At 66.3% G+C, this 12,856-nt stretch carries 13 protein-coding genes; 5 read left to right on the forward strand and 8 right to left on the reverse strand.

Annotated features, from left to right (window positions below; translation table 11 throughout):
• Positions 1 to 2 precede the first annotated feature (2 nt).
• A complete protein-coding gene (locus tag ACFWUR_RS16985; RefSeq protein ID WP_378907890.1) occupies positions 3 to 647 on the forward strand; it encodes a ComF family protein in 645 nt (214 codons plus the stop codon).
• Positions 648 to 829: 182 nt separating this feature from the next.
• Entirely contained in the window at positions 830 to 1,531 is a 702-nt protein-coding gene (gene hpf, locus ACFWUR_RS16990) for a ribosome hibernation-promoting factor, HPF/YfiA family (RefSeq protein ID WP_378907892.1), read from the forward strand.
• Between the two features lie 49 nt (positions 1,532 to 1,580).
• Here the strand turns inward: hpf and bluB are convergent, their stop codons facing one another.
• From bluB to ACFWUR_RS17020, 6 genes are all read right to left on the reverse strand, one after another.
• Positions 1,581 to 2,225, reverse strand: a complete 645-nt coding sequence (bluB, locus tag ACFWUR_RS16995) for a 5,6-dimethylbenzimidazole synthase (RefSeq protein WP_378907894.1) — start codon at positions 2,223 to 2,225, stop codon at positions 1,581 to 1,583.
• Positions 2,226 to 2,239: 14 nt separating this feature from the next.
• On the reverse strand, positions 2,240 to 3,484 hold the full coding sequence (locus ACFWUR_RS17000; RefSeq protein ID WP_378907897.1) for a fatty acid desaturase family protein: 1,245 nt from the start codon (positions 3,482 to 3,484) through the stop codon (positions 2,240 to 2,242).
• A gap of 94 nt (positions 3,485 to 3,578) precedes the next feature.
• Positions 3,579 to 4,982 carry a fatty acid desaturase family protein gene (locus tag ACFWUR_RS17005; RefSeq protein ID WP_378907899.1) on the reverse strand — a complete coding sequence of 468 codons (1,404 nt, stop codon included), beginning with the start codon at positions 4,980 to 4,982 and terminating at the stop codon, positions 3,579 to 3,581.
• Positions 4,983 to 5,076: 94 nt separating this feature from the next.
• The gene (locus ACFWUR_RS17010; protein WP_378907901.1) at positions 5,077 to 6,207 is read right to left on the reverse strand and encodes a ferredoxin reductase; all 1,131 of its coding nucleotides are present in this window, start codon (positions 6,205 to 6,207) and stop codon (positions 5,077 to 5,079) included.
• 126 nt (positions 6,208 to 6,333) lie between these two features.
• Positions 6,334 to 6,876, reverse strand: coding sequence for a DUF6912 family protein (locus ACFWUR_RS17015; RefSeq protein ID WP_378908023.1), 543 nt, complete (start codon positions 6,874 to 6,876; stop codon positions 6,334 to 6,336).
• Between the two features lie 10 nt (positions 6,877 to 6,886).
• Positions 6,887 to 8,299, reverse strand: coding sequence for a wax ester/triacylglycerol synthase family O-acyltransferase (locus tag ACFWUR_RS17020; protein WP_378907903.1), 1,413 nt, complete (start codon positions 8,297 to 8,299; stop codon positions 6,887 to 6,889).
• 227 nt (positions 8,300 to 8,526) lie between these two features.
• Here ACFWUR_RS17020 and secA point away from each other — a divergent pair, with 227 nt between their 5' ends.
• The 3 genes from secA to ACFWUR_RS17035 all read left to right on the forward strand — a co-directional run bounded on the left by secA (position 8,527) and on the right by ACFWUR_RS17035 (position 12,129).
• Positions 8,527 to 11,325, forward strand: a complete 2,799-nt coding sequence (gene secA, locus ACFWUR_RS17025; protein WP_378907904.1) for a preprotein translocase subunit SecA — start codon at positions 8,527 to 8,529, stop codon at positions 11,323 to 11,325.
• Positions 11,326 to 11,422: 97 nt separating this feature from the next.
• On the forward strand, positions 11,423 to 11,689 hold the full coding sequence (locus ACFWUR_RS17030; protein WP_378907907.1) for a hypothetical protein: 267 nt from the start codon (positions 11,423 to 11,425) through the stop codon (positions 11,687 to 11,689).
• The gene (locus ACFWUR_RS17035; RefSeq protein WP_378907910.1) at positions 11,686 to 12,129 is read left to right on the forward strand and encodes a type II toxin-antitoxin system VapC family toxin; all 444 of its coding nucleotides are present in this window, start codon (positions 11,686 to 11,688) and stop codon (positions 12,127 to 12,129) included. Before ACFWUR_RS17030 ends, ACFWUR_RS17035 begins: the two co-directional genes overlap by 4 nt.
• A gap of 10 nt (positions 12,130 to 12,139) precedes the next feature.
• Here the strand turns inward: ACFWUR_RS17035 and ACFWUR_RS17040 are convergent, their stop codons facing one another.
• Positions 12,140 to 12,463 carry a hypothetical protein gene (locus ACFWUR_RS17040; protein ID WP_378907912.1) on the reverse strand — a complete coding sequence of 108 codons (324 nt, stop codon included), beginning with the start codon at positions 12,461 to 12,463 and terminating at the stop codon, positions 12,140 to 12,142.
• A 70-nt stretch (positions 12,464 to 12,533) separates the two neighbouring features.
• Positions 12,534 to 12,812: a hypothetical protein gene (locus ACFWUR_RS17045; protein WP_378907915.1), complete on the reverse strand. Its 279-nt coding sequence runs from the start codon at positions 12,810 to 12,812 to the stop codon at positions 12,534 to 12,536.
• Between the last annotated feature and the right edge of the window lie 44 nt (positions 12,813 to 12,856).

A 12,856-nucleotide genomic window follows, 5' to 3' on the forward strand; every position in this document is an offset into this window, starting at 1 on the left:
CTATGAAGGCGCTGCTGGATCTGATCCTGCCCGACCGGTGTGGTGGCTGTGGTTCGGTCGGCGAGCAATGGTGTGCCGGATGTGCCGCCGAGCTCGGCCGGGGTCCCGTCCGGGTGTGGCCACGCGCCGATCCGGGTGTTCCGTGCTGGGCCCTCGGCCCCTACGCCGGTGCGGGCAGGCGCGCGGTGCTGGCAGCCAAGGAACAGGGCAGGCGCGACCTCGCCGCCCCGCTCGGCTCGGCGCTGGCCGACGCGCTGACCCGATTGCGTGCCCCCGGGCGCCCGTTGTTGCTCGTGCCTGCCCCGACCAGAGCCTCGGTGGCCCGACGCCGCGGCGGTGACCCGGTGGCCCGCTCGGCGGCGGCCGCGGCGCGATGGCTGACCGATTGCCGAACCGTGCCGCTGCTGCGGATGGCCCGCGGAGTCCGCGATTCGGTGGGCTTGACGCCGCGTGAACGTGCCCACAATCTGCGCGACAAGATCATGACCGACGCCGACCCGGCGAAGTGGGCGGCCATCGGCGTGAACACGCAGGTGGTGCTGGTCGACGATGTACTCACCACCGGCGCCACCGCCTGTGAATCGACACGGGTTCTTAGCCGAATCGGCATAGTTCCGCAGGCTGTTTTGGTGACCTGCGCGGCTTGACTGATGAAAGTTCGCGTGAACAGTGGCGGACTTGCCGATGGCGGACTAGCGTCGCGAGCACACACCGAACCACAAGTTTGGGAGGTGGTGCCGCGGATACAGGTGCCGGGCGATTCCCGATCGGCACAGCTCAATCCCGCCGCGCTTCGTTTCAGTTGTGCGGCCATATCCGGGAGGTACGCGTGACGACTTCTTCACGGGCATCAGTGCAAGATGCTGAACCCACGGCACTCCAGAACGGTGCCACCGAGACGAGCGAATACGAGACACCGAACGCCGAAGTGGTGGTCTCCGGTCGCAACGTCGAAATTCCTGACCACTATCGAATCTACGTCGCGGAGAAGCTGTCTCGGCTCGAGCGCTTCGACCCGTCGATCTTCCTCTTCGATGTGGAACTGTTCCACGAACGCAACCGTCGTCAGCGCAAGGCCTGCCAGCGTGTGGAGATCACCGCGCGCGGCCGTGGACCGATCGTGCGCGCCGAGGCGTGCGCCGACAGCTTCTATGCCGCGCTCGAATCGGCCACCCAGAAGATCGAGAGCAGACTGCGCCGGACCAAGGACAAGCGGCGCGTCGTGCACTACGGCGACAAGACGCCCGTCTCGGTCGCGCAGGCCACCGCGACACTGGTCGACGAGTCGCTGTTCGCCCAGCCGGACGGTTCCGCTGCCCACGACCACGACGAGGCGGTCGACGAGACCGGACCCGGCCATATCGTGCGCACCAAGGTGCACACCGCGACACCGATGTCGGTCGACGACGCCCTGTATCAGATGGAATTGGTCGGCCACGACTTCTTCCTGTTCCACGACAGCGAGACCGACCGCCCGTCGGTGGTCTATCGCAGACACGCCTTCGACTACGGCCTGATCAAGCTGGCCTAGAACCACGACCGATCCGGGCGCCCGCTGTGTGCGGGTGCCCGGATCTTGTTCAGCCGCCGAAGGTTTCGTGATGCACGGCCTCGGTCAGCGAGCGCCCCGCCCGCCACCCGAACCGTTCCAGATCCGGCACCTGCTGGAACTCGCTCACCGGCCCCACGCACAGCCAGGCCACCGGCTTGATCGCGAGGGGCAGGCCGACGAGTTCGCGCAGGAACTCCGGATCGTAGAACGACACCCAGCCCACCCCTACCCGCTCCGCCGTCGCCGCGAGCCAGAGGTTCTGGATCGCCAGCACCGTCGAGTACACGCCCGTCTCGGGCACGCTCGCCCGGCCGAGTACCTGTGGCCCACCGCGCGAATCATCGTGGGTGACAACCACTCCGGTGCCGCTCTCGACGATTCCGTCGATCTTGATCGGCGCGAACGTCGCTGCCCGTTCGGTGGGCAGCGACGCACCGAACTCCACTCGCTTGTCGGCCACGTGCTCGGCGAAACGGCGCAGGGTGTCGGCCTGGCGAACCACGACGAAGTCCCACGGCTGTGAATTCCCGACGCTGGGCGCGCGATGCGCGGCGTCGAGAATCCGCCACAGGGTGTTGTCGTCGACGGGCTCGCCGGTGAATTCGGCGCGCACGTCACGACGCAGGCGGATCGCGTCGTAGACGCTCAGTTGGTCGGCACTCACGCCGACCATACAACCGCAGCCGATCAGGCCATCGATCGGCGGGCCAGCTTGCGACCGGCGGCCAGCGCGGTGCGCAAGCCCTGGCGACGCCCGGTCACCGGGTCGATCGAGGGGGTGGTGTTGCCGGCGAACAGGCGCTCGGACTTGGTCTCCGGCGCGTCGTCGGTGGTGTGGCGCAGGTACTTGTTCGGCAGCGAGAGCTTGAGGATGGTGCGCCACGACTTGAAGTACTGCACCGGCAGTGAGCCGGTGGTGTAGGGCAGGTCGTACTTCTCGGCCAGCTCGCGCACGCGCACCGCGATGGCGGCGTAACGGTTGCTGGGCAGGTCGGGGAACAGGTGGTGCTCGATCTGGTGGCTGAGGTTGCCGCTCATGAAGTGCAGCAGCGGTCCGCCGCTGATGTTGGCGCTGCCCAGCATCTGGCGCAGGTACCACTCGCCCTTGGTCTCGTTCTCGATGTCGGCCTTGGTGAACTTCTCGGCGCCGTCGGGGAAGTGACCGCAGAAGATGATCGCGTTGGTCCACACATTGCGCACCACGTTGGCGGCGATGTTGGCGGTGAGCGTGGTGACGAACGACGGGCCGGTGAGCAGCGGGAAGACCAGGTAGTCCTTGGCGGCCTGCTTGCCGATCTTCTTCAGCACCAGGGTGCGGTCGGCCTCGAACTGCTTCCACTCGGGCGAATCCTTGTCCCACTTCTTCTTCGCGACCTTGCCCAGCTCGAGATGCTGGATCGCGACGCCGTACTCGAACAGTGCCTGCAGCACGAAGTTGTAGATGGGGTTGCCCAGGTAGAAGGGCATCCAGCGCTGGTCACGGGTGACGCGCAGCAGGCCGTAGCCGATGTCGTCGTCCATGCCGAGCACGTTGGTGTACTTGTGGTGCAGGAAGTTGTGGGTGATCTTCCAGTGCGCCGACGGTCCGGCGTTGTCCCATTCCCACGAGGTGGAGTGGACTTCCGGATCGTTCATCCAGTCCCACTGCCCGTGCATGACGTTGTGCCCGATCTCCATGTTCTCGATGATCTTGGCGGAGCCGAGCAGGGCGACACCGGCCAGCCAGGCCGGGGGCAGGAAGCTGGCGAACAGCACCGTGCGGCCGCTGATCTCCAGCGCGCGCTGTAACCGGATGACATTGCGGATATAGCGCGCGTCGGCCGCGCCGCGGGAAGATTCGATTTCCCGGCGGATCGCATCGAACTCCGCACCTAGAGCTTCGACATCCGCTGCGGTGAGGTGTGCGTATTCCTTGACATCCGAGATCGCCATGGCGGCTACAGTACCGTAAGTTACGAGAGCGTAGGTTGGCGATTTTCGGGACGAAATGTGTGATAAGTCCTATTGCGTGCCCGAGATGTGAATGTTATCGGGCGGGTCTGGCCATCCGGCGAGCCGCCTTGTCGCGCAACACACCCCGCTCGTGCACGGCACGTTCGCCCAACGCTCGCTTGGCTTCGCGCAGCGCCAGTTTCTCCTGCCGCGCTCGCGCCTTGAGGGCCGTCTTGGCCTCGCGCAGTACTTCCTTCTCGTGGCGCGCCTTCATCTCGAGCGAGAGCTTCGCGTCGTGCAGCGCCGAACGCAGGCCGAAACGCTTGCCGGTCTCCGGGTCCACCCGCAGGCTCTCGGGCAGCGAGATACCGGCGAACTTGCGCTCCGACGACGTCTCGGGCGCATCGTCGGCGGTGCGCTTGAGGAATCGGTCGGGCAGCGCCAGCTTGTGGATGGTGCGGAACGCCAGCAGGTACTGCTTGCCCAGTGAGCCGGTGGTGTAGGGCAGGTCGTACTTGTCGCACAGCTCGCGCACCCGGACCGCCACCTCCGAGTACCGGTTGCTCGGCAGGTCGGGGAACAGGTGATGCTCGATCTGGTAGCAGAGATTGCCGCTCATGAACGCCATCACCGGACCGGCCTTGAAATTGGCGCTGCCCAGCATCTGGCGCAGGTACCACTCGCCCTGGGTCTCCCCGTCGAGCTGTTCGGCGGTGAACTTCTGCGCACCGTCCGGGAAGTGGCCGCAGAAGATGACGGCGTAGGCCCACAGGTTGCGCACCAGATTGGCGGTGGCGTTGGCCTTCATCGTCGACTTCCAGGCCGGCCCGGTGATCGCCGGATGCAACACGAAGTCCTTGACGACCTGACGTCCGGCCTTGCGGTAGAAATCGAGATCGGGCGGCGAGGTCAGGGCGCCCGCGTCGATTCCCGCCAGCTCCTTCTCGATGCCGAGATCGTGCAGCGCGATGCCCCACTCGAAGGTGGCGGCCAGCAGCAGATTGGCGGCGGGCTGGGCCAGATGCAGTGGGCGCCACTGTTCGTCACGCGTCATCCGCAGAATGCCGAAACCGAGATCCTCGTCCTTGCCAAGGACGTTGGTGTAGGTGTGGTGCGAATAGTTGTGCGCGCGCCGCCACTGCGCCGACGTGCCCGTCATGTCCCACTCCCAGCTGGTGGAGTGGATCTCGGGATCGTTCATCCAATCCCACTGGCCGTGGCTCACATTGTGGCCGAGCTCCATGTTCTCGATGATCTTGGCGACCGAGAGCATCGCGGTGCCGCCGAGCCACGCCCAGCGGTTACGGCTACCGAACAGCACCGCGCGCCCAGCGACCTCGAGGGCGCGCTGGGCGGCGATGGTGCGACGGATGTACTTGGCGTCACGCTCACCGCGGGAGGTCTCCACCGAGCGGCGAATCGAATCGAGTTCTTTTCCCAGGGTCTCGATGTCGGCCGCCGTCAGATGGGCGAAGGCCTGAATATCGGCGATGGCCACCGGGGATCCTCCTGGGCCTGTGAGATTGTCGCCGATCACAGTATATGACCGGCGCTTGTTTTCGAGGATACCCGCTAACGTGTCGAGTACTCAGTCAGATGTCGAGCGTGCAGTCGCCCGCGGCGGCGGAAATGCAGGTTTGCACCTTGTCGCCGGGCTGACGTTCGTCACCGTTGCGCAGGTCGCGGGCGTGTCCGGCGGACAGGGTCACCACGCAGGTCTGGCAGATGCCCATCCGGCAGCCGAACGGCAACTGCACGCCGACGGATTCGCCGGCTTCGAGCAGGCTGGTGGCACCGTCGACGGTGAGAGTGCGCCCGGTGGAGCCGAAGGTCACGGTGCCGCCCTCGCCGATCGCGGAGCGTTCCACCTCGAAGCGCTCGATGTGCAGCTTGTCGGCCACACCCGCGTTCTTCCAGTGGTTCTCCATCGCGTCGAGCATCGGGGCGGGGCCGCAGGCCCAGGTCTCGCGTTCGCGCCAGTCGGGGTAGAGCTCGTCGAGGCCGGCCAACGAGAACAGGCCCTGCTCGTCGGTGAGCTGCAGGTGCGAGACGAAGGTGGGGTGCTTGTCGTGCAGGGCGCGCAGTTCGGCGCCGAACATCACGTCGGCGTCGGTGGGCGCGGAATGGACGTGCACCACATCGTGGACACCGTCGCGGCGGTCCATCGTGCGCAACATCGACATCACCGGCGTGATCCCGCTGCCTGCGGTGAGGAACAGCACCTTGGCCGGTGGCGGCTCGGGCAGGACGAACCCGCCCTGTGGCGCGGCCAGCCGCACGATCGTGCCCTCGGACACCCCGTTGACGAGGTGGCTGGACAACTTGCCTTCCGGCATCGCCTTCACCGCGATGGAGATGAGTCGTTTGCCACCCTCGCCGGTCCAGTCCGGCGGACAGGTGAGCGAGTAGGAACGCCAGTTCCAGCGTCCGTCGATCAGCACGCCGATGCCGATGTACTGCCCGGGACGGTACTTGAAATCGAAGCCCCAGCCCGGCTTGATCACCAGGGTCGCCGAGTCGGCGGTCTCCATCTGCACCTCGACGATGCGCCCGCGCAGCTCGCGCGCCGACCACAGTGGGTTGGCCAGGTGCAGGTAGTCGTCGGGCAGCAGGGGAGTGGTCACCCGGGCTACCGCACCACGCAACACGTTCAGCTTGCCGCCGCGGTCGGCGACCTGCGCCGCCGGTGCTTCGAGCCATTCCCGGAACTTGTTCAGGACCATCTGTGCCGTTACTCCCTGTCGTGCATCTGGCCACCGTGGGGCGGCTCGCTGGCAGCCAGGTTACGGCATCGTAGGTTCAGCGCCAGTTGTGAACATTGGGCAACCGCCGCGCCCCACCGCCGAAACCTACAACAGCTCGAGCAGGAACGGCAGTTCCTGCGGCGCGTACCAGGCAAGCTGGTGGTCCTCGGCGTCACCGAGCACGAATTCGGCGTCGGTGTCACCGAGATCGGCGGCGTCGATGACGTCCACGGCTTTGGCGACCTGCGGCTCGGCGTCGGCCAGGTCGACATGCGCCGCGGCGACCTGGCGGAAGGTGATCGGACCCGACAACTTCACCACCGCATCGTCGAGATCGGGCCGCAGTTTCGCCCCGGGCACATCCGCGGCGATCACCGCGCGCCGATACACCGGGCTGCTCGGGCCTGCCGCGTCACCGTCGGCGATGTCCGGATCGTCGAGGCTGTCGCGCTCGGCGGCGATCAGGCGCAGGGAGGCGCGGGCGGCTTCCTGCATCGCCACTTCGGCGAGTTCGTCGTCGTCGCCCGCGGCGTACGCCTCGCGCAGCGTGGGCGTCACCGCGAACGCGGTCGCGCCGAGCGGGAGCAGTTGCTGCTCGTCGACGAGTTGGCGCAGGATCGGAATCGTCGCCGGGATGTAGACGCGCATCGTGTCGTTCTCAGAGACAGGCACCGAGCAACTCCTCCATCGATTCGTGCACCGATGCCGCGAGGACATCGATATCGGCCATGGCGTCGCGGTCGGCGTTGAGTCCGTAGAAGACCTGACCGTCGTACGAAGTGAGTCCGAAACTCAACGTCTGATTGCGCAGCAGCGGCGATACCGGATACATCTCCAGCATGCGTGCCCCGCCGATGTACATCGCGGTCTGTGGTCCCGGCGCGTTGGTGATCACCAGATTGAAACTGTTGTCGGCGAACGTACTCGCCGCCCGCACACTCATCGCGTGCAGGCTCGCGGGCGCGAATCCGGCCAGGTGCACGAGCGTGCGCGCCCGCACCCCGCGACGCTGCCTGCCCGCGGCCTCGGTGGCGTGCGAGATATGCGACAGGCGCATCGTCGGATTCGGTTCGCCGACGGGCAGATCGATGAGGAACGAGGACACCTCGCTGGCCGGGGTCAGCTGGTTGTCGCCGTCGACGTAGACCGACATCGGCACCACAGCGCGCAGATTGGTCGACTCGACCAGCGCTTCGTTGCGCGAGAGCAACCAGTTGCGCAGCGCCCCGGTGACCACCGCGAGCACCGTGTCGTTGATCGAGCAGTCGAAGTGGCGGCGGATCGTGCGGTAGTCCTCCAGATCCGTGCGCACCACGTCGAAGCGGCGGCTGCGTGAGGTGCGGGCGTTGAGGGGGCTGTCCGGCGCGGCGCTCGAGGTCGCCGCGCGCACCACATTGGCCGCGGCTTTCACCGCCATCCGCGTGCCGCGCACCACTCCGAACGCGTTCGATCCCGCGTCGCGCACCACGCTGTAGGCCTCGCGCGGCTGCGCGGCCAGCTGCGACAGTGCCCCGGCCAGCAATTCCACATCGGTGGGCTCGCGTGGCGCGCGCCACGAGTCGTCGGCGAGTTCGCGCGGCAGCGGGGAGTTGTCGAGGATCACGTGCCCGATCTCGAGGGCGGTGTCACCGTCGACGAGCGCCGAGTGCGACTTGGTGAACACCGCGGCGCGACCGTCGGCGAGCCCCTCGATCAGATACATCTCCCACAGCGGTCGCCCCTGATCCAGGGGTCGCGACGCGAGCCGCGCGACGAGATCGTAGAGCTGGGAGTCGCTGCCGGGACCGGGCAGCGCCGAGCGCCGGATGTGATAGCTGATGTCGAAACGGCTGTCCTCGACCCATACCGGCCTACCCATGGCGAGCGGGATCTCGCGCACCTTGCGGCGGTAGCGCGGCACCATCGGCAGCCGGGATTCGACCAGGTCGACAAGGCGTTCGTAGTCCAGAACCTGTCCCGCGACGTCCGGCGCGGAGTTGTTCAGGATCGCGAGAGAGCCGATGTGGATCGGGTTGCTGCTCGACTCGAGCCGATAGAACGACGCGTCCTGCGGCGTCAATCTCGTGATCACGCGCTCCGAAGCTCCTTCCGGTGCCGTACGGCGCTGATCGGGCACGCGCTACATCCTACGTCACGGCAGGTGAACAGCAGTGCCGGGCAACGAGGCTCGCCGAGTATCGTGACCTGGGGCAATGACTGCGCCGGTACGTCGGGCACGGGTCCACGCGCCCGGGTACGGTGGTCTGCGGACTACCATCGCCGTTGAACACAACTCCGACCAGAGGACTGACGAGACCCGTGCCTGCGCTGACACTGACGAGGTTGCTACGGATTGGTGAAGGTCGCATGGTCAAGCGGCTTTCGAACCTCGCCGATGAGGTCATCGCGTACGGCGACGAGATCGAAGCGTTGACCGACGAGGAGTTGCGCGCCAAGACCGACGAGTTCCGCCGGCGCTACGCCGACGGGGAAACCCTCGACGACCTGCTGCTCGAGGCCTTCGCCGTGGCGCGTGAGGCGTCGTGGCGGGTGCTGAACCAGAAGCACTACAAGGTTCAGATCATGGGTGGCGCCTCGCTGCACCTGGGCAATATCTCGGAGATGAAGACCGGTGAGGGCAAGACCCTGACCTGTGTGCTGCCCGCGTACCTCAACGCCATCTCCGGCGACGGCGTGCACGTGGTCACCGTCAACGATTACCTCGCCAAGCGCGACTCCGAGTGGATGGGCCGCGTGCACCGTTTCCTCGGCCTCGAGGTCGGCGTGATCCTGGGTGGCATGACCCCGGCCGAGCGTCGGGTGGCCTACGCCGCCGACATCACCTACGGCACGAACAACGAGTTCGGCTTCGATTACCTGCGCGACAACATGACTCACTCCCTGGACGATCTGGTCCAGCGTGGGCACAACTTCGCCGTGGTCGACGAGGTCGACTCCATCCTCATCGACGAGGCCCGCACCCCGCTCATCATCTCGGGCCCGGCCGATGCCTCCTCGAAGTGGTACGCCGAGTTCGCGCGCATCGCGCCGCTGCTCAAGAAGGATGTCCACTACGAAGTCGACATCAAGAAGCGCACCATCGGTGTGCACGAGGCGGGCGTGGAGTTCGTCGAGGATCAGCTCGGCATCGACAACCTCTACGAGGCCGCGAACTCGCCGCTGGTGAGCTACCTGAACAACGCCATCAAGGCCAAGGAGCTCTACCAGCGCGACAAGGACTACATCGTCCGCGACGGCGAAGTGATCATCGTCGACGAGTTCACCGGGCGCATCCTGGTCGGCCGCCGCTACAACGAGGGCATGCACCAGGCGATCGAGGCCAAGGAGAAGGTCGAGATCCAGCCGGAGAACCAGACCCTGGCCACGATCACCCTGCAGAACTACTTCCGCCTCTACAACCGGCTGTCCGGCATGACCGGTACCGCCGAGACCGAGGCCGCCGAGCTGCACTCGATCTACAACCTCGGCGTCGTGCCGATCCCGACCAACCGGCCGATGGTCCGCAAGGACCAGGCCGACCTGATCTACAAGTCGGAAGAGGCCAAGTTCGCCGCCGTCGTCGACGACGTGACCGAGCGGCACGAGAAGGGCCAGCCGGTCCTGATCGGTACCACCAGCGTGGAGCGCTCGGAGTACCTGTCCAAGCAGTTCACCAAACGCGGGGTGGCGCACTCTGTTCTGAACGCGAAGTTCCACGAGCAGGAAGCCCAGATCATCGCCGAGGCCGGTCGCCCCGGCGCGGTCACGGTGGCCACCAACATGGCCGGTCGTGGTACCGACATCGTGCTCGGCGGCAACGCCGACATCATCGCCGACATCCTGCTGCGCAAGCAGGGCCTCGACCCGGTGAACACCCCCGACGAGTACGAGGCCGCCTGGCACTCGGCGCTCGAGCAGGTCAAGAAGCAGACCGAGGACGACGCCGAGACGGTCCGCGAGGCCGGTGGTCTCTACGTGCTCGGCACCGAGCGCCACGAGTCGCGTCGTATCGACAACCAGCTGCGTGGTCGTTCCGGCCGTCAGGGCGACCCGGGCGAGTCCCGCTTCTACCTGTCGCTGGGCGACGAGCTGATGCGCCGCTTCAACGGTGCCGCGCTCGAGGCCATCATGACCCGGCTGAACCTGCCCGACGATGTCCCGATCGAGGCGAAGATGGTCTCCAAGGCCATCAAGAGCGCCCAGACCCAGGTCGAGCAGCAGAACTTCGAGATCCGCAAGAACGTGCTGAAGTACGACGAGGTCATGAACCAGCAGCGCACCGTCATCTACGGCGAGCGCAACCAGATCCTGCGCGGCGAGGACATGGAGGGTCAGGTTCAGAACATGATCACCGACGTGACCACCGCCTACGTCGACGGCGCCACCGCCGAGGGCTATGTCGAGGACTGGGACCTGGACAAGCTCTGGACCGCTCTCAAGACCCTGTACCCGGTCACCTTGGACCACAAGGAGATCACCGGCGAGACCGCCACCGGCGACGCGGGCGAACTCACTCGCGACGAGCTGCGTGAGTTGCTGGTCGAAGACGCCCACAACGCGTACGAGAAGCGCGAAAAGGAAATCGACGGCCTCGCGGGCGAAGGGGCCATGCGCAACCTGGAACGCCAGGTCCTGCTCTCGGTCCTGGACCGCAAGTGGCGCGAACACCTCTACGAGATGGACTACCTCAAGGAGGGCATCGGCCTGCGCGCGATGGCCCAGCGCGACCCCCTGGTCGAGTACCAGCGTGAAGGCTTCGACATGTTCGCCGCCATGCTGGAGGGTCTGAAGGAGGAATCGGTCGGCTTCCTGTTCAACCTCCAGGTCGAGGTCCAACAGCCCCAGCCGGAGGGCGTCTCCGTCGACAAGGGTCTGCGCTCCCCGGTCGGTGCCCGCCCCCAGGACGCCCCCGCGGAAACCCAAGCCCCGCCGGCCCTGCGCGCCAAGGGAATCGGCGACCAGGCCCCCCGTGCGATGAACTACTCGGGTCCGGCCGAAGACGGCCACGCCGAATCCCATTCCGACGCCCAGGAATACGGCGGCCAGCAGCAGTCCGGCACCCGCCGCGAACGCCGCGAGGCCGCCCGCACCGACTCGAAGGGCAAGCGCCGCCGCTGAGGCGGATCCAGCTGATCAGCACGACCGAGGCCCCTGCTCTTTCGCGGGGGCCTCGGTCGTATTTCCGGTTCCGATCAGTACATGTGCAATTGCATGCATGGTCGCCTTGCAGATTCGTGACGTACCGGAGCCGCTGCGTGATCAGCTGGTCGCGCTGGCGCAGCGACGAGGGCAGTCGCTCCAGGCATTCCTCTTCGACCTGGTCCGCGACGAAGCTCGCCGTCAGGACAACATCGCGGTACTCAAACAGTTCAGTCCCGCTACGTGGGATGTCGCCTTCACCGCGCAGGAAGTCGTGGTGGCCCTGGATGCTGAACGCGCGGAACGTGATTCGATGCTGCCCGGTCCGGAGGTCCGCGAGTGATCGTGGTCGACGCCTCGGTCTTCGTCCACGCCCTCCTCAACCCCGACCCCCTCGGTGACAGCTGTCGCGCTGCCCTGGAAGCCGACAATCGCTGGATCGCCCCACCGCATTGGACCGTCGAGGTCCTCTCGGTGATTCGCCGCTTCACCCGTGCGGGCACCATCACCACCGAGCAAGCGGCCCGAGCGGTCACCGCGGTGGAAAAACTCGACCCCGAGGTGCCGGTAACCCGCGTTCTCGTCCCGAGAATATGGGAGCTCCACGACAACTCGACCGCCTATGACGCCGTGTACGTCGCCGCGGCCGAGGCTTACGGCTGCGACCTGCTCACCACCGCTTCTCGGTTGGCGAACGCGCCGGGGATCACCTGTGCGGTGCGTGTGCTGACGGCCGCGACGGACATTTCGCCGCGAGAGAACGGCGGTCCGATGCAGGTCTGAGCGTCGCTCGTCAGCTCGCGCGGTGGATCGGGTGGACGCGGGAGAGGGCGCGTTTGGCTTCGGCCAGGGAGATCATCTGGTCTTCGTCGTCGATGTCGGCGACGGCTGCTTCGGCCCATTCGCGGAGCAGGGTCGACACGCCTACCCGGCGTTCGTCGGCGAGGGATTTCAGGCGGGTGTGCAGGCCGAGGGGCAGGCGGATCGACGTTGTCACCATGATGTCTTCGTTGACGGGCAGCCGTGGTGGGGCGTCGGTGGGCTCGTCGGAGAAACTCAGCCGATCCATGAAATCGGCGAGTTCTTCTCTACTGGACGGAAGTCCCTGTTCGCTCATGCTGTGTCCTCTGGGCATGCTCGGGAGCCCTCTGTGGTTACGCGAGCTGCCTCCTCCGGGCGCTGACCGATCATGCCGCGACCTCACTTTCCCACTGCTCGAATTGCGCCAGTTCCTCGGCGCGCATCGCACGTGCGCCGATGATCACCCACGTCCAGTCCTCCCGCTGTCGCATCACCACGATCAACGGGCGCCCGGCTGTGGTGCGCCCCCACACCGTCAACACGGTCACCTGGCCGTCGAAGGCCGGGCGTGGCCACCGTCGTGACGCTGCGAGGACCTGCCGAACCTCGCTGGGTTCGATGCCGATCAGGTGAGCGATCGCCCAATCAGGCCACTCGAAACCCATAAGTCCATAATACGCATGTAGTAACGCCATGTGAAAGCACTGAG

Source organism: Nocardia sp. NPDC058633 (assembly GCF_042717045.1).
In the GTDB taxonomy this organism is placed as follows: domain Bacteria; phylum Actinomycetota; class Actinomycetes; order Mycobacteriales; family Mycobacteriaceae; genus Nocardia.

Excerpts from the sequence above, each read along its gene's own strand:
- ACFWUR_RS16985 (WP_378907890.1), top strand. The coding sequence starts at position 3 with ATGAAGGCGCTGCTGGATCTGATCCTGCCCGACCGGTGTGGTGGCTGT.
- bluB (WP_378907894.1), bottom strand. The coding sequence starts at position 2,225 with ATGGTCGGCGTGAGTGCCGACCAACTGAGCGTCTACGACGCGATCCGC.
- ACFWUR_RS17000 (WP_378907897.1), bottom strand. The coding sequence starts at position 3,484 with ATGGCGATCTCGGATGTCAAGGAATACGCACACCTCACCGCAGCGGAT.
- ACFWUR_RS17010 (WP_378907901.1), bottom strand. The coding sequence starts at position 6,207 with ATGGTCCTGAACAAGTTCCGGGAATGGCTCGAAGCACCGGCGGCGCAG.
- ACFWUR_RS17015 (WP_378908023.1), bottom strand. The coding sequence starts at position 6,876 with ATGCGCGTCTACATCCCGGCGACGATTCCGATCCTGCGCCAACTCGTC.
- ACFWUR_RS17030 (WP_378907907.1), top strand. The coding sequence starts at position 11,423 with ATGGTCGCCTTGCAGATTCGTGACGTACCGGAGCCGCTGCGTGATCAG.
- ACFWUR_RS17040 (WP_378907912.1), bottom strand. The coding sequence starts at position 12,463 with ATGAGCGAACAGGGACTTCCGTCCAGTAGAGAAGAACTCGCCGATTTC.
- ACFWUR_RS17045 (WP_378907915.1), bottom strand. The coding sequence starts at position 12,812 with ATGGGTTTCGAGTGGCCTGATTGGGCGATCGCTCACCTGATCGGCATC.